Origin of the sequence: Leptospira sanjuanensis (assembly GCF_022267325.1) — a bacterium.
GTDB lineage: Bacteria > Spirochaetota > Leptospiria > Leptospirales > Leptospiraceae > Leptospira > Leptospira sanjuanensis.
On the sequence record NZ_JAIZBG010000001.1, the window covers coordinates 957,139 to 977,684 of the forward strand.

The window sequence follows — 20,546 nt, forward strand, 5'->3', positions numbered from 1 at the left end:
TCGAAAATCGATTTTACAGCGCGTCCGGATCGGAGTCCGGAAGTTCCACTTCTTCTTCGCGCTTCGGTTCGGGTTTTAAGAACTCCCCGCATTTTTCCGTAAGCTTTTCGTGGATCTTCCATTTGTCCCCGGCAAGAGGCATAACGCGGAGATACAATCGATAGTTTCGAATCGATCCTCTGCAATAACCTCCCTTCAAATACAATTGACCGAGAAGTTTTCTCGCGGCGGGATGTGCGGGTTCCATTTCGATGACTTGATTGGCGAGACGTACGGCGCGGTCCGGATTGTTGGACGCGAGTTTTCTCGCTTCTTCCCAAGCGGGAATCGTTTCCTTTTCGTATTTTCGATAGAGATCCGTGTTGCCCATTTGGAATAAACGGAAGATGATCGCGTCTTCTTTTCCGTTCTGACAAATCCCGTACCAAATATCTTCTTCCCGTTCGGTGATTCGGTTGGCTCGGATTCCCGCAAGTTTGGAACCGTCGATACAACCCGTGGCTTCGAATAAATCCTTCATCGCTTGCGGAGAAGTCGCTAAAATTCTTCTCGCCCTGTTTTCAAACGTTGCGATCTCGTCTTCAGGCAAAGAATCCTCCGGATTCGGAAGATCCTGTAAACCCGATAACACCCGGAGTTTGATGTTGGATTCCAAAACCCATTCGGGTAAATTGAGGGATTTTAAAAACAGATCTTCTTTCGGAAACCATCTGCGATAAACCGAACAGTCGACCAGAGTGAGAATCAAACTAAGAATGAATGCAAAACGCAGATAAGGGGAGAAAAACGATCCTGAGAGGACTTTTTGATTTGCCACAATAGGTAACATGTGATTTCTCAACAATAGAATCAATCAGGAATCTATGATCCAAGAACTGAAAGCAGACCTCAACGGAAAGGGACAAAAACATTGCGTGATCGTCTCCCGCTTTAACGAATTTATCACCGAAAGCCTTTTGAAAGGGGCTCTCGAATCCTTCCGTATGCACGGAGTCAAGGAAGAAGACGTGACCGTGGTTCGTGTTCCCGGCGCGTATGAAATGCCGGTGGTAGTCGCCAAGGCTGCCGCTTCCAAAAAATACGATTCCATCATTTGTTTGGGCGCCGTGATCCGAGGCGCGACCGCTCATTTCGATTTTGTCGCGGGCGAATCCGCAAAGATCGGATCGATCGGAGTTCAACATTCCATTCCCGTCGTGTTCGGAGTTTTAACCACGGATACGATCGAACAAGCGATCGAAAGAGCGGGAACCAAGGCGGGGAACAAGGGCGCAGAAGCCGCCGCGACCGCCGTGGAAATGGTGAACCTGCTTTCCCTCCTTTAAATGTCAGCCAGACGCACATCCAGAGAGATCGCCGTCATGGCGCTTTACCAATTGGAACTAACCGGGCCTCCGCTCAAAGAGGTTCTCAAGTTCAAATGGTATGATAAAAAAACGGAACAAGAAGAAAGGGATTTCGCCGTTTCGATCGTAAATGGGGTTGTGAAAAATCAGGAACAGATCGATACTCTGATCAAGAAGTACTCCAAAAATTGGGACTTTTCCAGAATCAGCGTCGTGAACAAAGCGATTCTACGTTTGTCCGTGTACGCGTTGTTGCATACCTGGGAAGTTCCGAAGAACGTTACGATCGACGAGGCTGTCGAGCTTACGAAGGAATTCGAAAGCGAAGAATCTGCCCGTTTCGTAAACGGAGTCTTAGACGCGATTCTCAAAAACGAAATCAAATCCGATGGATAAAGAAATCCGAAAAAACAGGCTGTTCTTGGAGGGAATAGAGGAGAAGGAACTCTATTTCCCGGAAGACAGAGAACCTGTTCGGATCCGCAGATCGTATAATAAACTTCTAATATTCTGGATTTTGATGGGAGTTCTCGTGTTGGGAGGACTCGGTTTTGCCGTTTACTATCAATTCTTCCGCGCTAAATCCCCCGAATCCGAATTTGCAGGCGCGTTCAATAAGGACCTCGTTCAGAATAAATCGGACATCAACCGTCTTTTGGAAAGACCGTATCTTCCGGACGGAAACGCGAACCCGCAATTGACAAAGTGCATCAATCTTTATAAGGAACGATTCACAAGACAAGCGTTCGACTATTGCAACGAGTTTTTGGATTCCACCGGAACGCAGGAGGAGAAGTCGATCGCATTGACGGTGTTAGGCGTCATTCACGACGAAAGCGGGCGTTATCCGCAGGCGATCGAGCGGCTTCAAAAAGCGGTCCAATACGATCCTAAGAATTTTTACGCATACTACAACCTGACCCTCGCTTACAAACACGCCGGAAGATTTGCGGACGCGAGAATGGCCGCGCTCAAAGCGAAAGAAATCGCTCCGAACGATCCGAGGGTTTCTCTTCTTGCGGGGAACTTGTTCAACGAGTTGAACGATCCCGATGCTGCGATCGACGCGTATAAGGAAGGTTTGTCCGCCGCGCCCGAAGACATGTATCTGACTTACAATCTCGCGGTCAGTTATTTTAAAAAAGGGGAGATTCCGCAAGCCGAGGAGGAATTTAAGAAAGTCGTATTAAAATCACCTTCGGGAAGACTCGCGGCCTTATCACATTCTTATCTGGGAAACATCGCGTATAACAAACAGGATTATCGAGCCGCGGAATATCATTTCCGTCAGGCGAGCAATCTTTCTCCGAACGAAGCGAAGTATCTCTATAACCTTGCGGTCGTTCTGCAAAAAAACGGAAACAAGGAAGAGGCGCTGAAATATCTCGAACTTGCGAGAGACGCGGGCGCGAACGATCCGGAGATTTATCGACTGATCGCGGAAGGATTCTCCAATTTGAATCAGGGAGAGATGTCCATTTCCGCGCTTCAGAAAAGTTTAAAATACAATCCGACCGATATCGATTCCCTTTTTCAACTCGCGGAAGCGTATTACAACAAAGGCGATCTTTTATCCGCGGAAGAAACGTATCGAAGAATCGTTTCCTCGACTCCGGGTGATAGTTTTACCGAAACGGCGCTCATCAACTTAGGAGTCGTGTTGGATCAGATGGAACGGTATTCCGAAGCGATCAGCGCGCTGAATCGAGTCGTCGAACTCAATCCGAAAAACGCGAAAGCCTATCATACATTAGGACTTGTTTATAAACATTCCGGGAACGGAACTCTTGCGATCGAAAACTGGAGAAAGTCGACTGCGATCGAACCCGAAAACGTGCAGAGCCGCGAAGCCCTCGGCGATTATCTTCTCGAGAATAAATTCTTCCGCGAGGCGGTGGAGGAATATACGGGGGTCGTGAAACACAAGAACGACGCCTACAAGGTATATCTCAAGATGGCCGAAGCCTACATGGGAATGCAGGACGATTCCAACGCGGAAAAGATTCTTTTGAAAGTGCTGAACACTTCGAGAGACGGGGCCGATCTGAAGAACGCCCACAAAAAACTCGCTTTGTTATACAACAAATCCAAGGATCCCGATTTGAAAAACCGCGCCAAGGACGAAGCCTTCCGTTCGGCGCACATGGACCCGAACGACATGGAAGGCCGTTTGGTGCTTGCAAAAATTCTAATAGACTCCAATTCGATTTTGGATCGCGAAAAGGCGATCGACGAATTGACGGCGATCGTGCGTTCGGACGTAAGACCGAAAACCGCAGCGACGGCGTACAACTATCTCGGAATCTGTTATTATAAAAACGGGGAATTTAAACGTGCGGTTCGCGCGTTTCAAAGCTCGATCGACTTGGATCCTTCGTTGTCCGAGGCTTACGAAAACAAACGGGCCGCATCCGCCGCTCTGGAAGAATCCACACGCAGAGAGGGATTCTTCTGAAACTTTTTTCCGTAAGCGTTTTACTCGTATTTTTTCTCCTTTTCCCGATTTCCGCGGCCGAAACTCCCAAAGACGAATTTAAGGAAAAAGTTTTAAACGCATCCAAGTCGCAAGCACAGGCGATCGGAGAGATTCGGGTAAAAAATCGAAACGATCTCGTTAAAGAATTACCCGCAATCTTTCAAAACGAGGATGAAAAGGTTCAACTCGCGATTCTTCGATTGTTCGGAGAATACGAGGATCTTGATGCGATCGCGCCGAACTGGACCGCGGCGCTCGACACCGTCTTTCAGAAGTCTACGAACGATAACCTGAAAAAGGAAATTCTTCTTTTAGCGGAAAAGAAAAAAGAGAAACGGCTGATTTATTCGGTGATCGCCGCGTTCAGCGATCCGTCCACGCAAGTTCGAATGTTGAGTTATCGTCTGATGCATCTTCTTAAGGACGATCGGGCGCTTCCGATTCTTTTGGACATGTCCCTTTCCAAAGATCCGGTTCAGAGGATGTATTTTTTGGAAGCTTCTTTGATCATCAAGGACGAACGGATTCAAAATCAGATTCATAAACTCGCAAACGACGAAAGCCCCGGCGTTCGTAAAAAATATCTGATCGCGATCAACCGACTCGGGATGACAGAAAAATTCTCCCAGTTTCAAAAATCCGCGACGAGCGATCCCGACGACGACGTAAGGCTGGTCGCGCTGGAAATTCTCAAAAATAAAAAAAACCGCCAGAATATTTCCTTATTTTACAAGGGCCTTACCGATCCCAATCCCGATATACGAAGAATTTCTCTCGAAGCCTTGTTGATCTTTCAGGACAAACAGGGTGCGAAAGCGATCTCCGAACAGCTCGCCAAAGAAGACACGCTTTTTCTCAAAGCGAGAATGATCGATCTTCTTTTGGATCTCGGAAGCAACGGAGGAGGTCAGGGGATTCTTGCGGTTTTGACGAACGGCGAAGAAACCGAACTGAGAACGAAGGCCGCGTTTGCGGTCGGAAAGCTCGGAGCGAATACGAGCGCGGTCGAGCTCACCAAAATTCTTTCCGATGAAAAGGAGAATATGGTCAAATGGCAGTTGATTCATTCCTTGGGCGAACTGAAGGATAAGAACGCCGTGCCTGCGTTACTCGTGCTTGCCCGTAATTCCCGTGAAAAGTTGAACCTGAGAATCGAAGCCGTCATCACGATTCGGATGATCAACGATCCGGACAGCCTTCCTTCCATCTTTGAAGCTTACGTTTCCGAAAACGATAAAACTCTGCGCAACGAATTGGAAAATACGATGCGAGAGATTTTGAATCTGAAGTTTCCTCCGAAACTTCCATAAGAATATTCGAATATTTTAATGGGCGAGTTCCCGCCAACGCGGGAAACGCGCTGCTACGGGTTCGCTGCTCGCTCATCTCTTCGCGTTTTCCGGTTTTAGGGAAAACGAATTTTTGAAAGAATGGCGAAGAGACAAGCCCTTCGCATCGCTCTCGCGGAGGATCGCCGAACACGTCCGCTATTTTTCGCATTTCACGATTGTTCCGAAAAAAAATATCCGCGTCTTCCCGTGGGAATTCCCGCGAACTCAAATCTATTTCTCCGTGGGAACTGCTCATTCCAGCCTCTTGTAATACCCGATCGAAACGTTCACAAAAAGGCCTTGATCGTGTGCTTTGTGCAGACCTAAAGCCCCGTATTGATTTTCAAAGGCGACTCGATCGGGCGAATCCGTCCAAGCGTTCGGCCAGAAACGAATCGAAGGCTCGATCATAAGACCGTCCTTACCTCCGAAAGGAAAGAATCGATAATAAACGCCGAGTCCTGCGGATCGAGTCCGATAACGATGTGTGGAGCCGGGTAGGACGTATTTGGCGCCGTATAAGAATTCGGCTTCGATCGCTTTGCGAACGGTTAGATCCGTAAAATACTCGTTTTGAGAAAGAGGGGGAACCCAATTCTCCGCGCCGTTCCCGGCGATCGGAAGATCGGAACGGATTCCAAGAGCTTGCGAAAGATACAATTCATCGGGAGAAGTTCCCGATTGAACGCGGTAAAAATGTTCCTTGAATTCGAGACGAATATCGAAGTTGGGAGTGATGAGATAACCGATTCCAACGCCCGTGGTATAAGGCAGATGAATCTTGAGATCCTGTTTTCTTTCGGTTTCGTTTAAACCGGCGCCGCCCATTCGATCCAAATGAAGATCGGAACCGTGAGAATATTCGAACACGAAATTTTTACCGTAGTAAGTTCCGGCCAAATTCCAACCGCCCAAAAGCGGCTGTGACAAACCTCCTTGCACGGAAAATCCTTCCGCAAACAAAAGGGCGGGAATCAAAAGAAGAAGAGAGATCCAGGTTTTGATTAAGATTCTTGACATGACGTTCCTCCGAACGAGTCTACAATACCGCGGATTCAAGGTCTCGTCGCCCCGCCCCATGGGGAGGAACCCGTTTTTCAGGAGAATTCTTTGATCGGTTTAAATTTAGGAGCCTTTGCGATCATGGGCGGATTGATTCAGTCCGTATTGCTTGCGTTCTTTTTCTTCCGCTCCGGTAGGTTCGGGGGAAGGGCCTTGCTTTTGGGTTGGGCGTTTCTGCTATTGTCCGTTCTATTTTCTCTGGGGCTTGCGTTTCAAACCGGATTCGTATTGGAGTTCCCGCATTTGTCCCGCGTAGGACATCCGCTGAGCGCGCTCGTGGCTCCTTTGTTCGCCTTGGCTCTCCAGAAATACTTCGGATATCCGAAAGAAAGAAGAATCTGGATTCTATTCTTCTTCGCGGTTCCCGCTTTGATTCTTCTTTATTCGATTCCGCATTACGCGATGGGTTGGGACGAAAAACTGAAATACGTTCTGGAAGATCGGGTCTCTCCTCACTTGGAATGTGTAGTCATCGGAGCCGTAACCTTGTGTTTCAATTTAGCCGTTTTTTTAAGGATCTACTATCGCCTGGGAGTGTTAGGCGAAGAATTTTCCGGTTCTTCGTTTCGGGAACTGCGCGTTTTCGGAAGATTCGTCTCGATTTGTATTCTGCTTTTGGCGGTCTCGGTTTGTTTGTTTTTTATTTTTCCGGGACTCAGCTCCGAAACGGTCAGCACTGCGGCCTTGTCGATTTGGGTGATCGTCTTCGCTTGGTTTCGGGTTTACTCCGAAAACGCAGCGGAACGTTCGGAGGATAAGGAAGGCGCGAAATACAAAAAGGCGTATCTAAGCGAAGAATCGGTAGAAAATCATGGAAAAAGAATATTCCAAATATTGAATGAACAAAAGCCTTTTTTAGATTCGGATTTCGATCTGGGAAGTCTCTCCGCGTCGCTTGGAATTTCCGTTCATGCGGCTTCTCAGGTGATCGGAAGGTATTTCGGAAAAGGATTTTTAGAACTCTGCCGTGAGTTCAAGGTCGCGGAGGCCGAAAAACTTCTCCAAACAACGGACTTGCCCGTTTTGCGCGTCGGTTTCGACGCGGGGTTCAATTCTAAAACGGCATTTCTCCGAGCGTTTAAGGAAGAGAAAGGGATGACACCGAGCGAGTTCCGGGAAAAACAAAAGTCCGTTTGAAATCCTCTGGGATTATGATTTGCGGGTTGTCGCTGATTCCTTTTTTCTAAGTGAGGATTCCACACCTTTCAGAGACGGATCGGATCGAAAAAATCATTGCAAGAGGGGCTTTTCGGAGAATTGTATATAACATGTTCCCTTTTGGTTTGATATGAAACTAAAAAGGATCGAAAGAAGAATTAGAAAAGGATACGTTCATGTCCGAGGCCATTGCACAAAACATAGAGGAACATTATCGTAAGCTGGAGAATATGTATCACGGGGCGCCCGTGAACGAATATTTTAAACCGAAACTCGCGATCGCAAAAGGTTCCTCCGAACTACGAATTCAAATTCGGGAGGATTTTTTTCACGCGGCGGGCGCGACCCATGGAGTCGTTTATTTCAAAGCTGCGGATGATGCGGCCTTTTTTGCGGCCAATTCGCTCGTAAAAGGAAATTTCGTTCTAACCTCCACGTTCAATTTGACTTTGCTCCGGCCGATTCAAACCGGAATTCTTCTCGCAAAAGGTTTGGTCGTTCAAAACGCAACGCATCAGATCATCGCCGAGGCTTCTCTTTGGGATGAGAGAGGAAGAGAAATAGGAAGGGGAATCGGAAATTTCGCAAAGAGTGCGATTCCTTTGACTCCGGAAATCGGTTATAAACTGTAGTCCGTTCCTTGGAAACACATTCAATTCATTGAATGTGTTGTTCCGAATCGAAGATCGCTCGCTCAATTTGTCGTAACGCAGCGTACGGAAAGTAAACTGCTTTTGTCGTTCGTAGCCATTTGCCCGTTTGCAAAGCTCAAAAGCATGGCGAACGTTTTGATGTTATCGAATGTCGTCGAAGTCCAATGTTGACCCGGTGTATTCGGGAAAACCGGATTGATTAGGGGTGCGGCCGGTTGTGCGTAATCCGCGAGACTTAGAAGTTCGTTCAGGTTGGGCAATCTCCAATCTGAACGTAATGCAAAATTCAGCGTTTCACAAAAGTTCCGGGCTCCGTTCCAATCTCGAGTGTTGACGACTCCTGCGCAGGCGGGGGCGATCAATCCGTCGACGCATTTCATCCAAAGAAGACCCGTATTGGAGTCGGCAACCGTTCCGTCTCCGTTATCCACGAATGCGGGCGGGGCAATCGGATTTCCGGAAACACAACGAAGATTGAGGATCGCGGCTTGGGTATTCGAATAAAAACCTAGGTTGGGAGCGTCGAAACGAATTACGGCATTGTTTCCAACGTTGAGAGGATCTAGGGTGTTGGTCCAGTAGCCTAAACCTGAAAACGTATTCGGGAATTGACCGTCGATATGCGGATTGTTCGTATAGTGAAGTAAGGAAGCAAGCTCTCTTAAAGTTGGAATTCTCCAATTCGTTTTTCCGGCATATCCTTTGCCGCCGTTGAGAGTGTTTAATTCCGTGCAACTTCCAGCCAAACCCGCGTTTGCGTTCGTCCAGCTAATCGAATTCGGAGCGCCGACAGAACAATTGGAACCCGATTGTCCTTGAACACAAGATTTCCATGTGAGACCGTGAAGCGTATCCAGAGTCGTATAATCGGTCGGGTACTTGCAGTGCTGCGTTGGCCCTACGAAATTTCTCGCATTGGGAACGTTATTGTATTCTCCGTCTTGACCGGTGCCTAGGCAAGGCGTGCTACCTCCAAGGGCGTTATAACAAGTGGTTTGTCCCGTATCGGCGACCGCGTTCGGATTGAAATTTGAAAATCCGGTCGGACATTCGTCTTCGGAGTTCTGATTATTTTGATTTTGCGAAGAGACAACCCCGATCATATATTGCAGCACTACGTAAGGCGGATCCGGTTTTTCGGGGGCTTTTACGCAGGAAAATAAAACCGCAAAAAAAAGAAGTATAAATCTCATGGCGTTGTCTCAAAATTCGATTTTGAAAATCATAGTTGAAAAAAAGAATATATTGATATTCTAATTCGTTTCGGAATCAATGCCGACTGCGAAACGTAGGCTATGGATTTCAATCCATCCTTCCTACTTGATTGATCGAATTTGAAAATCAATTTTTATGCGACAGAGTGTTCAGATTATAATACTTACCTGCTCTCAAGTTTTTCCGTGCCTCGAAAGAGAGGCTATTTTCTTCGGATCCTTCTTCCGAGAAAAATCGTAAGGAGAATGTTGTGTTAAAATAATCAAATTGAATTACGGCGGACTTGTGACGCAGATCGCGCTTGCCCCCATCGTTTTTACTACGCTGCCTACTTGTCCATTGTTGAAATTGATCGCCAAACTTTGCGAAAGCATGGCCGCTTCTTGATTCGTGGTCGAGGTCCAGAAAATGTTCGCGGGAAAATTCGGGAATGCAGCCGTTAGAATCGAAGGATTTCCTATGTTTACATAATCGACGATGCTTAACAATTCGTTGATGTTCGGAAGTCTCCAGTCGCTCCTTCCCGCTAATACTAACCCGTCGCAATTTGTAAGAGCGGAGTTCCGGTTTCCTACAAAGAGCACGCCGGCCGCACAGGCCGCGCCCGACATTCCCATCGGACATTTGGACCAAAGGAGATTGGTGTTTCGATCGGTGATCGTTCCGTTTCCGTTGTCTTGAAAGAAAGGAGCGGGCGTGGGATTGCCGGATACGCATCTTAGGAACACATTCGCATTCTTTACGAATGGCTGTATCGAGAATCCGGGATGGATAAAATCCACCACCCATGCCATCGTAGTATTCGGTCCATAATCGGTAATCGTTAGATAGAGGTTGCTTTGATCCGCATTGGGGAACTCCGTCGTTTCCATAAAAACCGGCGCGTTTCCGTAATTGACGATCGATAAAAGTTCGTTAACGGTCGGAATTCTCCAATTGGTTCTTCCTGCGTAACCGTTCCCCGTATTCTGCGCGTTGAGCGCGTTGCAAGACCCAACGCCGCCTAACGTGGCCGCATTCCAACTGATGACCGAAGCGGCTCCCGCGCACGCCGCACCCGTTTGCCCCTCGGGACAGGTTTTCCAAACCAGGCCGCGCAAATTGTCTAAGGTCGTATAATCCGTTGTATATAAAGAATGTTGCGTCGGTCCCGTGAAAGAGCGGATATTCGGAACATTGGTAAACTCCCCGTCTTGACCCGTTCCCGTGCACGCAGTGATCGCCCCCGCGTTGGTATAACAAGCGATTTGTCCCGTATCGCTGATGACGCTCGGGTTATAAGAAGGTGCAGGTGTTGTCGTTCCCGAGCCGTCGGAAGTTTCGTTTTGGATCGCTTGCGCGGTTAGATATTGAAGCAATTGAAACGGAGGATCGGGTTTGTCGGGCGGTTGAGCAATACAATATAAATTGAATATACAAAAAAAGGTTAAAAGTAATGCGCTCTTTTTCATAAAACCTCGATGCCGAATTTAAATTTCGTTAGAAAAGAAAAACCCCAAGTATGTCGTATCTACGTTGCTTTTCTTATTTTAAAACCGATAAAGCGGATAAAAAGATTTCAGGTTATAGTATGGGTTGTTAAATGAAGCGGGAGAGGCTTTCGAATGCTTTCGAATGGGAGAACTGTCCGGACTTTGCACACGCGGAAACGAAAAAATATTAGGAAAAAGAAATCGATCAAAGCGTATCTACGTAGATACTATCGTTTTTATCTAAGGTACGTTCGTAACGCAACGGACATATCCGCCGCTGGATTTATCCAAGAAGGAAGTGGAAAGACCGTCGAAAAATACGCTTATGGTTCTATCTTTTAGAAGAAGAAGGTGATTCGATGTTGTGGAAGTCCCAAAAAAGCCGGGATTCTATTCTGGAGTTTTTGTTCAATCTGTCATTGAACGGATACGTAGAGTCTCATTGAATCATTACTTAAATGGGATATTTGTAACACCAAAATCAAACGTTCGTTCTGCAACCGCCTTGCTTTCTCCTTCTTTCTTTCTGTTTGTTTAAAAAGGGGTTGAAGTTTCCGTTTCGCTCGTATAGAACAGGGTGAAATCTTTTTACTGCCGCAGGAATGATTCTAAAAGATCGTTGCGAGGTTTGTCTTTCTTAGCTTCTTTGAAAGTGTTTGTTTGACTTAACTATTTCGAATCAATACGCTACCGAAGAAAATTCGCATCTCGTTCTATAGGAATCACTCGATAGGGGAGTCTCTATGAAGAATAAATGGGTAGTGGTCGCAAATCGATCCGAAGCGAAAATTTTCGAGTATAAGGGATCAAAGAATGGTCTCGAACTTCTCGAAAGTATCGAAAATCCGAAAGGAAGAATGAGAAACCGTGAATTGATCGGAGTCTCCGGTCCCGCCAAAAGCGCCAAGGCGCAAAGGGTGGCTTATGACACTTCCTCCCTGCAAGAACCGAAACGAAAAGTTGCGGAATCCTTCGCCAGCCAGATCTCCGATGTGATCACTCAAGGAAGAAAGTCGAATCGTTTCCTCAGCCTCGTGCTCGTTTCCGAACCGAGATTTTTAGGAATGCTCTTGGACAAAATGGATCGAAAATCCCAGTCGATGATCTTTCATAAGATGGGAAAGGACATTCCTTCGACGAACAATCAGGAGATCCTAGAACACCTTCGAGGAATCCTCGTATAAAATCGGAATTTCATCGTCGATTCAAGTTCGAGGAAAATGCCTTTCGAGTTTCGGGAGGCATTTTTTTTCCCGATTCTTTCGTTTGAAATAAGACCTTTTCCAGTCGTAAAAAAATAGACAGAATCGTCCGTCTTCGGTTATCTAATTTTTTTTGATTTCATTTCGGATCTGAATCCGATATGGATCTGTTTGCGTTTATAAGATAGAAATTCGGAGATACTCATGGCCCAATCGCAAGGCAAATACGTCCTTTCCATCGATAGCGGAGGAAGCGGAATCCGCGCGTTTTTACTCGATCGCAAAGGGAAGATCGTCGAAAGACAATACGAAAAAACTCCTCCGAATATTCCCGAAGCCGGGGCTTTGGAACACGATCCGGAAGTTCTCTGGAAGGCTCTGACGTCTCTTCTGAAAAAAATCCAAAAGAACAAACAGATCGCGAAGGATATCGCAGCATTAGGAATTTGTAATCAACGCGGTTCCTTTCTTCTTTGGGAAAAGTCTTCCGGGAAACCTTTGACTCCGTTGATCAGCTGGGCCGACGTTCGTTCTTATAAAACCGCCGAATCGATGAACCGCAATCCGCTCTGGTTGTTCATCCGTTTTATTTCCACGATCATCGGAACGCTTACCAATCACCCGATGATGATCGCGACTTCGATGTTACGCTTTACCACGGATCACGCGACTTGCAGACTCAAATGGGTTTTGGACGGAAATCCCGAACTTAGACAAAGATGTAAAAAGGGAGAAGTTCTTTTCGGAACTTTGGATACGTGGTTTATCTACAAACTCACCGGCGGGAAACAACATCTCACAGATTCGTCTAACGCGGTCGCTACGGGAATGTTCAATCCGTTTCAGCTGATCTGGAATCAGCCGGTCTTTTCGATCTTCGGAATTCCTTCCAAACTCTTTCCCGAAGTCAAAGACAGCAACGGGGACTTCGGTCGTACTTTGCCGGAATTGTTAGGCGGACATTCCGTTCCGATTCGAGCATCGATCGGCGATCAGATGGCGGCTCTTTTCGGTCAGTGTTGTTTCGAGCCGGGAGAGGTGAAAATTTCCCAAGGTTCGGGAGCGTTTGTGGACATCAACATCGGACCGAAGGCCAAACTTTCCCGTCGAGGTTTGTTTCCCATGATCGCGTGGAGAATCGACGGTAAGACGACCTATATGCTCGAAGGTTTTGTCGCGACCGCGGGGACTCTGATCGACTGGCTCGGAAAAGGGATCGGACTTTCCGACACTCCGAAAGTGTTAAACGAACTCGCTTCCCAATCCGAAGACACCGAGGGTGTCGTGTTTATTCCGACCCCGACCGGCGCCCGTTTTCCGTATTTCAATCCGCGCGCAAAAGCTTCCGTGATCGGACTTTCTCTTGCGACTCACAGAAGACATGTTGCAAGAGCGGTCCTCGAAGGAATTTCTTTGAGTCTTTATGAAATCTTAGAAGGAATTCAACAAGATACGAAAGTAAAGATCAAGGAGATCAAAGTGGACGGAGGAGTTTCTCAATCCGATATTCTTCTGCAATGTCTTGCGGATTTTTCGGGCGTTCGCGTCGATCGCGCACCCGAGCCGGATATGACCGCGACGGGCGCCGCTTATCTTGCGGGTCTTTCGATCGGTTTTTGGAAGAGTCTCGAGGAACTCAAGAGTCTTCAGAAAGGATACAAGTCTTTCGATCCGAAAATGGATCCGGCCAAGAGAACGCAAAAGATTCAGAGATGGAAGAAGGCGGTCGCCGCTACTCTTTCGATCGAATAAACTTCGTTTAACAATTTTTACGAAACGGATTATTAACTGAATCGAATGGAACTGATGACGGTCGTGAGTTCGCCGACGAGATAGGCGGGAGGCATCTCATCGCTGTTATACGTTAGCAGAGTCATTCTTTTTTGATTGGCGATCATATAGATCATCCAAAAACGATCGTCCTTTACGAACTCGCAGGCCATGATCTTGCTTCCTTCTTCGTTTTCAAAAGAAGCGACCTTATCCTCTTCAAAGTCGATTTCGTGGGTTTTGAGATAACGTTCCAATTCTTCCCGAAGATTATAACTTCCCGCTTTGTTTTCAAACGCGTAAACTTGCAGAGCGCCCGTTCCGTTTTCCTCGAAGAACGCGGGAATTCCTTCGATCACCATGTGAACCCAATGCGCGGGAACGACCATGGAATACCATCCGTTGGGCGAAGTATAGAGCTTATATTCCGGGGTTTGTGACATCGTGGAACTCTGGATTCCTTACCAGATTCTTTTCTTGGATTTTTCGGGCAAGCAGCTTCTATTGGTTGACAATTCGGAATTTCGATTATTTTTAATTCTGTGATCGCCATTCTTAAGAATCGTAGAAGTCCGTTCTACTTAGCGACTACGTTTCTCATTCTTCTTTTATTCGCGTTGTTCGCATCCACACTTGCATTTATCTTTACCGGCGTTTTGATTCTCATTCTTCTCATCCATCCTCTTTTGCTGAACTGGATCGGAAAGTTATACGGCCAGGAAGACATCGCCGACGAGGTTCACTTTGCGAAAACGAAGGACGGATGGAATCTCGCGCTTCACAGACATATTCCTCCGCAGCCGAATCCCAAACTCGCTCCGGTTTTGGTCGTTCACGGAATCGCGACGAACAAGTTCGTGGTCGATCTGGATCGAAGACATTCTCTCCCGTATTATCTCAAGCTGAGAGGATACGAAGTTTTTGCGGTTTCGTTGCGGGGTTGCGGCCGATCCTATCACGAAAGTCCGACCCGTTACGAGGATTTTACGTTCGACGATATCGTGAAATACGACGTTCCCGCGATGATCGAAAAGGTGAAAAAAATTTCCGGTTCCGATCGTGTTTCGTATGTGGGACATTCGATGGGCGCGATGATTCTATATTCACATTTTTGCATGTCGGAAAACAAAAAGGAAACCAAGGACATCGCCGCGTTCGTTTCTCTCGGCGGTCCGGGAAATCTGAATCATATCGGAATCACCCTCATCGGTCTTTTGTCCCGTTTCCCGCGCGCGAGAAAGATGTTGGATTTGAAATTCGGGGCTTCGATTTTGGCGCCCCTCGCCGGAGAATTGTATACCCCGATCGACGAAATTCTTTACAACCCGAAGGTGACTTCTTCCAAAACGGTGAAGAAGATCATGAAGAACGCGATCGAAAACATCAGCGACGGAGTCACCGAACAATTTATGAATTGGATCGAAACCAAACGTATGCATTCCCTCAACGGTTTTTACGATTACGTCGAACTTCAAAAAAATATTTCCGTTCCGGCTTTGTTCATCGCGGGGGAGAAGGACGTGATCGCAACGCCCGACGCGGTTCGCTCCGTTTACGAAAACGCAAGTTCTAAGAAAAAAGAATTCAGGGTGATCTCGAAGGCCAACGGTTCTTCGGACGACTACGGTCACGCTTGTCTCGTGATGGGCGATCGCGCAGAAGACGACGTCTTTCAATACGTGGAAGCTTTTTTGAAAAAATACGGATTGCGTGCACAACCCAGCCTTGCTTCCAAGATCAAGGAAGGAATTCTCTCCACAGTTTCACGATTTCGTCGCTAAGATCCGGCGAACCTCCGGAAAGTTTAGTCCCATTCCCTTCTCAATTTATCGTTAAATCTGCTAAAATTTTAGGAGATCTGATTTTTCTGTGCCTGTTTTACGGGCATTTTATAATTCGAGGCATTTAAAACTGCCTTTATTCTTAAAAAAAAGGCAGATTCTCTGCGTTTTTCCTGGTACGTTTCTTGCAAAGGAAAAGCAGAAGCGAATTCAAGGAGCCTATCCTTTTCCTTGGAGTGCAGTTTATGATAGATATAAAATTTGGTCAGCGCAAAGTAGTCAGTTTTCGGGGAAGTCATAAGGTCGTCGGCGGCCTTACGGAAAAGAATAAGATCGATATTCTTCTCTACATCAGTAAGGAATTTTCCTCGGTCGATAAACACGAAGAACTTTATGAATCCGTAATCAACATCTGCAAGGACATCTTCGAGTGCGATAATACGACATTGAGAATTTGGGAGAAGGGACTTCTCGTTCCGGTCCGTTATCTTTTGGAAACGACGCCTCCGAGAAGAAGCGTCACCGAAAACGAGGGTTATTCCGGTCACACGTTCAAGACGAAGTCCTCTTTGCTCGTTCAAAATCTCGCGTATCATCCCGAATACATCGACGAGGGAGAATCCACTCTTTCCGTGATGTGCGTTCCGATTCTTTACAAGGACGAAGTCTTAGGAACGATCGCGGTAGAATCGGAGCACAGTTTCTTTTACATCGAAGACGATATCGAAATTCTCGAGGCGCTTGCGGCGCAACTCGCTCTCGCACTGACTTCGGTTCGTTTGATAGAAGGTCTTGTCGAAGCGAACCAAAGAGAGGCTTCCATCCTCAAGCAGCTCGAGTTCGATATGAAGATGGGAAGAAACGTTCAGAGTCAGATCATCAACACGAGCATTTCCCCTTGGAACGGGATTCATTTCGGAACGTATTACGAACCTATGACCGAGGTTTCGGGAGATTACTTCGACGTTGTGCGTCACGGGAACGCGGTTACGATCATCATCGCGGACGTTTCCGGTCACGGGATTCCCGCGGCGCTCGTAACGATGTCGATTCATTATCAATTCCGAAGATGTACGTCTCTCGGTTTGGGTTTGACCGAAACGTTAACCGAACTCGGCGAATCGATTCGTCCTCAGCTTCCGGACGGAACGTATTTTACGGCCTTTATTCTGAGAATCTACGGAGACTATTCGTATTCTTACGTGAACGGTGCGCATCAAAAGCTCATTCATTTCAGAAACGATACCGGCGTGATCGACGAACTCGATTCCAACGGCGTTCCGATGGGAATTTTCGAAGTCAGCAGAAACAACTTCGAGGAAAAACACGGGCGCATCAATCCGGGAGACATTCTCATTCTCACCTCGGACGGAATCGTGGAACAAAAAAATCCGGAACGTCAGGAGTTGGGCAACGCGCGTTTTTTGGAATGGATCCGTCAGGAAAAACAAACACTGGAAGAACAAAGGGACCGCATCTACGTGGCGGATCTCGTCGATTCTTTGATTTCGCGTTTTAAACGTTATAAGGGAGAGGCGCGAAACGGGGACGACATTTCCATCATGGCTCTTCAATGTAATCCGCTTTTGAATAAGGCGAAGTCGATGATGAACGTCGCAAAGGCCGCCGCGAAGGAGAAAAACGATTCTCTCGCGTATGATAAGGCGCTCGACGTGTATTCTTTGGACGATTCGATCAAGGACAGCCTTCTTCTTTTGGGAAGAATGTACTACAGGGACAGGAATTTTCCGAAGGCCATTCAGTTCCTGGATAAGTTCGTAAAAACCTCCGGAGAAGATTCGGCTTACATCCACTATCTGATCGGAAGGGCGTATTACGAGACGGAGAATATCAACGAAGCGAAACGTTCGCTAAAACGTTCTCTTGCGATCGATCATACGTATTCGAAAGCGAGTCTTCGTTTGGCGAGATGTTATCTCAAGGAGAATCAAAGTCCGAAAGCGATCAAGGTTCTTCAGCAGGGAATTAAATCCGCGCCGACGAACGAATACTTAAAGATCTCTCTCAAAAAATTGGAGGATCTGATGCGTAAGAAAGAAGACTCTTCTCCCTCCGGAGAAGCACAAGCGAAACTTGCGGTTTAACGAACCGATTCGATTCAAATAAATAAAAAAGGAGATTAACTCTGCATGCGTTGGTGTTTTATTTTAATCCTCGCTTTGTTGACTACGGGAATTTTCGCGCAAGAGGCGCCGGTAGCCGAAACCGTCGTCGCGACTCCGGACCCTGCGGCCGTAAAAGCGGTCAGCGACGAAGTCGCAACTCTTAGATCGGAGATCAATTGGCTTTGGACTTGTATCGCTGCGTTTATGGTATTTTTTATGCAGGCGGGTTTCGCCTATGTGGAAGCGGGTTTTACCCGAGCTAAGAACGTCGTGAATATTCTGATGAAGAACTTCATCGACTTCTGTTTGGGTTCGATCTTTTTCTGGCTTTTGGGTTTTTCGATCATGTTCGGTCCTCAGTTGCTGCCCGGTTTCGGAATCGGAATGCCGGGTCTTGCGGAGAATCTGATCGTCAAGGACGGAGTTCCGGATAAGTGGGGATTCGCGTTCTTCATTTTTCAAATGGTGTTTGCGGGAACGGCCGCGACGATCGTTTCGGGTGCGATGGCGGAAAGAACCAAATTCGTTTCGTATATCATCTTCTCCGTTTTGATGACCGCGCTCGTATATCCTTTCTTCGGTAGTTTGGCTTGGGCGGGACTTTGGGGACTCGGAAAAGGATTTTTGGAACAACAGGGATTCATCGACTTTGCGGGTTCGACAGTGGTTCACTCGGTCGGAGGTTGGGCCGGTCTTGCGGGCGCGTTGATCCTCGGACCTCGGATCGGGAAATACCAAGACGGTAAATTATTTCCGATTCTCGGACACAACATGTCCATGGCCGCACTCGGTGTTTTTATTCTTTGGTTCGGTTGGTTCGGATTCAATCCCGGCTCCACGACTTCGGTAAACGGGGGAAACTTTGCGGTCATCGCGGTTACGACCAACATGGCGGCGGTTTCGGGTGCATTGGCTTCGATGATCGTGACTTGGATCATGTTCAAAAAGCCGGATATCGGTCTTTCCTTAAACGGCGCGTTAGCCGGTCTTGTGGCGATCACCGCTCCTTGTGCAAACGTCAGCATTTCTTCCGCGGTTATCATCGGATTTATCGCGGGAATTCTCGTGGTGTTGAGCGTTTTGTTCTTCGATCGGATTCACATCGACGATCCTGTCGGAGCAGTTTCGGTTCACGGAGTTTGCGGGGCGTGGGGAACCTTGGCCGCGGGACTTTTTGCACAGGAGAGTTACGGCGGGGTGAACGGTCTCTTTTTCGGGGGAGAATTGAGCGTGGTTCTTACGCAGCTTACCGGAATCGGAATCGCCTTCGTCTGGTCCTTTGGAGTCAGCTCGATTATCTTTTTGATTCTGAAATACACGTTGGGGCTGCGGGTTTCCGAGGACGAAGAAATCATGGGATTGGATATTTTGGAACACGGAAACGAAGCATATCCGATTTCGAAATAGGCTCCGAAGCCCTTCCGAAAATCGGAAACTGTGGGAACTCCTCTCCGAGGAGGAAAAAAGGCGGCGGTTCTTGCAAGAGGCCGCCGTTTTTGTTAGAGTTCCCACAATCAAAGTTTTACCGTAAGTTCCATAATTTGCAGGAGTTCCCACATTTCTTGCTCTAACGGAGAAATCGAGACGGAACCGGGACTTGCACGAACGTCGATCGCGCCGAGTTTGTCGGACCTTCTCCGATCTTATGGGACAGTTTTCGTTGACGGAATCGTTTTCAGTCTCAGATTTGATGCATGAGCCTCGTTTTCGGCCGAATATCCAAGTTTTTCGTCTTCGGCATTCTGCTACTATTCTTCTCCAATTGTTTCGATTACGAGGAAACTCTCACGATCAACTCGGATTTTTCCGGAACATTAGAAGTTTCGTATGTAGTTCCGACCCGCAGAAATTCGGACGAATCTCTTATTAAATTTTTACCGACACAAAAAGACGAAATCTTGGGAAGACTCAACAAAGGATTCTTTTCCAAAAACGTTGGCGTAAAGGATTACACGTTTCAAAAGATCGTGACTCCCGAAACCGATCCGAGTTTGTTCCGCGAAAAAGCGAAGGTCTATTACAAGATAGAATTTCAGGATCTTTCTCAGATCGAAGACGCAATGCTCGGAAAAGTGCAGGTTCGTAAAAAAGGAAATACGATCTACGTGAAACGGGAAATTCCTACGATCAGCCGCGCCCCCGAAACTCTCAAAAAAGACGGCGAAAAGAAAATCTATTCCGAAACGCTTCGTTTGCTTCGGACCAGTTCCATTTTGTTTAAGGTAAACTTTCCGATCGCTTCCGTTTGCAGATCCAATCGCGGAGATGTAAATCTCGGTCGACTCAGTTACCGTTTGCCTCTCGCTGAAACCATTGAAAAAACCGGTAACAATTCCTGGGATTATAGAATCACTGTCATTTATTGATCGTAGCGACCATCCGGGGTCTTCGACATCAAAGGTTAGAATTCTAGAAATTCGTCTCTAGATCGGAGATGGTTCCATCGTCTATTACCGGGAAACGAATCCTTACAAAGCGGATTTTGTCGAAATCCTCAACCGTTTACTTTCAACTTTAAAAGAGCGGCGAGCTGCGGATCGATCTTTTTCAAACCTCCACGGTTTGCATCCACGCAGGCGTAAATCAAAACACCGGAACAAAGAAAGGATTCTCCGCGAAAGATCGCGATGTCCCAGAAAATTTTTACGCCCGAGTACGAACCCTTCACGTAGATCTGAATATCTTCGTCGAAGCGAGCGGGAGATTTGTAATCGATGGAACAATGAACGACATGAAAGTCGATTCCGAATTTCGAAACCGATTCTCCGTAGGGAAGTCCGAAGGAGCGGAAGTATTCCGTGATTGCGACGTCGAAGTAGACGAGGTAATTGGCATTGAATACGATGCCCTGCGGGTCGGATTCCGCATAACGTACCCGGAGAGTATGATGGAATTCGAATGTTTTTTTGTCGATTTTCTGTGCCATAATGTTTTAACAACCGCGAGCGATCGAC

At 47.1% G+C, this 20,546-nt stretch carries 17 protein-coding genes and 1 pseudogene; 12 read left to right on the forward strand and 6 right to left on the reverse strand.

Features of this window, described 5'->3' with window-relative positions; all coding sequences use genetic code 11:
- Positions 1–13: 13 nt before the first annotated feature.
- Positions 14–829 (reverse strand): tetratricopeptide repeat protein, encoded by an 816-nt coding sequence (locus LFX25_RS04365; RefSeq protein ID WP_135781331.1) that lies wholly within the window; start codon positions 827–829, stop codon positions 14–16.
- Between the two features lie 34 nt (positions 830–863).
- Here LFX25_RS04365 and ribH point away from each other — a divergent pair, with 34 nt between their 5' ends.
- From ribH to LFX25_RS04385, 4 genes are read left to right on the forward strand one after another with little or no spacing between them, the layout of a single operon-like run.
- Complete coding sequence (gene ribH / locus LFX25_RS04370; RefSeq protein ID WP_238729151.1) at positions 864–1,325, forward strand: 6,7-dimethyl-8-ribityllumazine synthase; 462 nt, start codon at positions 864–866, stop codon at positions 1,323–1,325.
- The gene (gene nusB / locus LFX25_RS04375) at positions 1,326–1,742 is read left to right on the forward strand and encodes a transcription antitermination factor NusB (protein WP_238729152.1); all 417 of its coding nucleotides are present in this window, start codon (positions 1,326–1,328) and stop codon (positions 1,740–1,742) included.
- Positions 1,735–3,801, forward strand: a complete 2,067-nt coding sequence (locus LFX25_RS04380; RefSeq protein ID WP_238729153.1) for a tetratricopeptide repeat protein — start codon at positions 1,735–1,737, stop codon at positions 3,799–3,801. The genes nusB and LFX25_RS04380 overlap by 8 nt, the downstream gene beginning before the upstream one ends.
- A gap of 47 nt (positions 3,802–3,848) precedes the next feature.
- Positions 3,849–5,132, forward strand: a complete 1,284-nt coding sequence (locus tag LFX25_RS04385) for a HEAT repeat domain-containing protein (protein ID WP_238731500.1) — start codon at positions 3,849–3,851, stop codon at positions 5,130–5,132.
- A 273-nt stretch (positions 5,133–5,405) separates the two neighbouring features.
- On the opposite strand, the gene LFX25_RS04390 is transcribed toward LFX25_RS04385, so the two are convergent.
- The gene (locus tag LFX25_RS04390; protein ID WP_238729154.1) at positions 5,406–6,173 is read right to left on the reverse strand and encodes a hypothetical protein; all 768 of its coding nucleotides are present in this window, start codon (positions 6,171–6,173) and stop codon (positions 5,406–5,408) included.
- A gap of 90 nt (positions 6,174–6,263) precedes the next feature.
- On the opposite strand from LFX25_RS04390, the gene LFX25_RS04395 reads away from it, so the two are divergent.
- Both LFX25_RS04395 and LFX25_RS04400 read left to right on the forward strand, forming a co-directional pair.
- Positions 6,264–7,352: a helix-turn-helix domain-containing protein gene (locus LFX25_RS04395; protein WP_238729155.1), complete on the forward strand. Its 1,089-nt coding sequence runs from the start codon at positions 6,264–6,266 to the stop codon at positions 7,350–7,352.
- Between the two features lie 197 nt (positions 7,353–7,549).
- Positions 7,550–8,005 (forward strand): PaaI family thioesterase, encoded by a 456-nt coding sequence (locus LFX25_RS04400; RefSeq protein WP_238729156.1) that lies wholly within the window; start codon positions 7,550–7,552, stop codon positions 8,003–8,005.
- A 62-nt stretch (positions 8,006–8,067) separates the two neighbouring features.
- Here the strand turns inward: LFX25_RS04400 and LFX25_RS04405 are convergent, their stop codons facing one another.
- Positions 8,068–9,219: an Lcl C-terminal domain-containing protein gene (locus LFX25_RS04405; protein ID WP_238729157.1), complete on the reverse strand. Its 1,152-nt coding sequence runs from the start codon at positions 9,217–9,219 to the stop codon at positions 8,068–8,070.
- Between the two features lie 294 nt (positions 9,220–9,513).
- The gene (locus LFX25_RS04410; RefSeq protein WP_238729158.1) at positions 9,514–10,692 is read right to left on the reverse strand and encodes an Lcl C-terminal domain-containing protein; all 1,179 of its coding nucleotides are present in this window, start codon (positions 10,690–10,692) and stop codon (positions 9,514–9,516) included.
- Positions 10,693–11,456: 764 nt separating this feature from the next.
- Between LFX25_RS04410 and LFX25_RS04415 the strand changes: the two genes are divergently transcribed.
- Both LFX25_RS04415 and LFX25_RS04420 read left to right on the forward strand, forming a co-directional pair.
- Entirely contained in the window at positions 11,457–11,897 is a 441-nt protein-coding gene (locus tag LFX25_RS04415; protein ID WP_238729159.1) for a host attachment protein, read from the forward strand.
- Positions 11,898–12,119: 222 nt separating this feature from the next.
- Positions 12,120–13,667, forward strand: coding sequence for a glycerol kinase 5 (locus tag LFX25_RS04420; protein ID WP_238729160.1), 1,548 nt, complete (start codon positions 12,120–12,122; stop codon positions 13,665–13,667).
- Positions 13,668–13,699: 32 nt separating this feature from the next.
- Here LFX25_RS04420 and LFX25_RS04425 read toward each other — a convergent pair.
- Positions 13,700–14,238, reverse strand: a pseudogene (locus tag LFX25_RS04425) (hypothetical protein).
- On the opposite strand from LFX25_RS04425, the gene LFX25_RS04430 reads away from it, so the two are divergent.
- From LFX25_RS04430 to LFX25_RS04445, 4 genes are all read left to right on the forward strand, one after another.
- On the forward strand, positions 14,228–15,466 hold the full coding sequence (locus LFX25_RS04430) for an alpha/beta hydrolase (protein ID WP_238729161.1): 1,239 nt from the start codon (positions 14,228–14,230) through the stop codon (positions 15,464–15,466). The pseudogene LFX25_RS04425 and the gene LFX25_RS04430 sit on opposite strands and share 11 nt — an antisense overlap.
- 245 nt (positions 15,467–15,711) lie before the next feature.
- A complete protein-coding gene (locus LFX25_RS04435; protein ID WP_238729162.1) occupies positions 15,712–17,571 on the forward strand; it encodes a SpoIIE family protein phosphatase in 1,860 nt (619 codons plus the stop codon).
- A 45-nt stretch (positions 17,572–17,616) separates the two neighbouring features.
- Positions 17,617–18,999, forward strand: coding sequence for an ammonium transporter (locus LFX25_RS04440; RefSeq protein ID WP_118955618.1), 1,383 nt, complete (start codon positions 17,617–17,619; stop codon positions 18,997–18,999).
- A 287-nt stretch (positions 19,000–19,286) separates the two neighbouring features.
- The gene (locus LFX25_RS04445) at positions 19,287–19,958 is read left to right on the forward strand and encodes an LIC11874 family lipoprotein (RefSeq protein WP_238729163.1); all 672 of its coding nucleotides are present in this window, start codon (positions 19,287–19,289) and stop codon (positions 19,956–19,958) included.
- A gap of 128 nt (positions 19,959–20,086) precedes the next feature.
- Here the strand turns inward: LFX25_RS04445 and LFX25_RS04450 are convergent, their stop codons facing one another.
- Positions 20,087–20,518, reverse strand: a complete 432-nt coding sequence (locus LFX25_RS04450) for an acyl-CoA thioesterase (protein ID WP_238729164.1) — start codon at positions 20,516–20,518, stop codon at positions 20,087–20,089.
- Between the last annotated feature and the right edge of the window lie 28 nt (positions 20,519–20,546).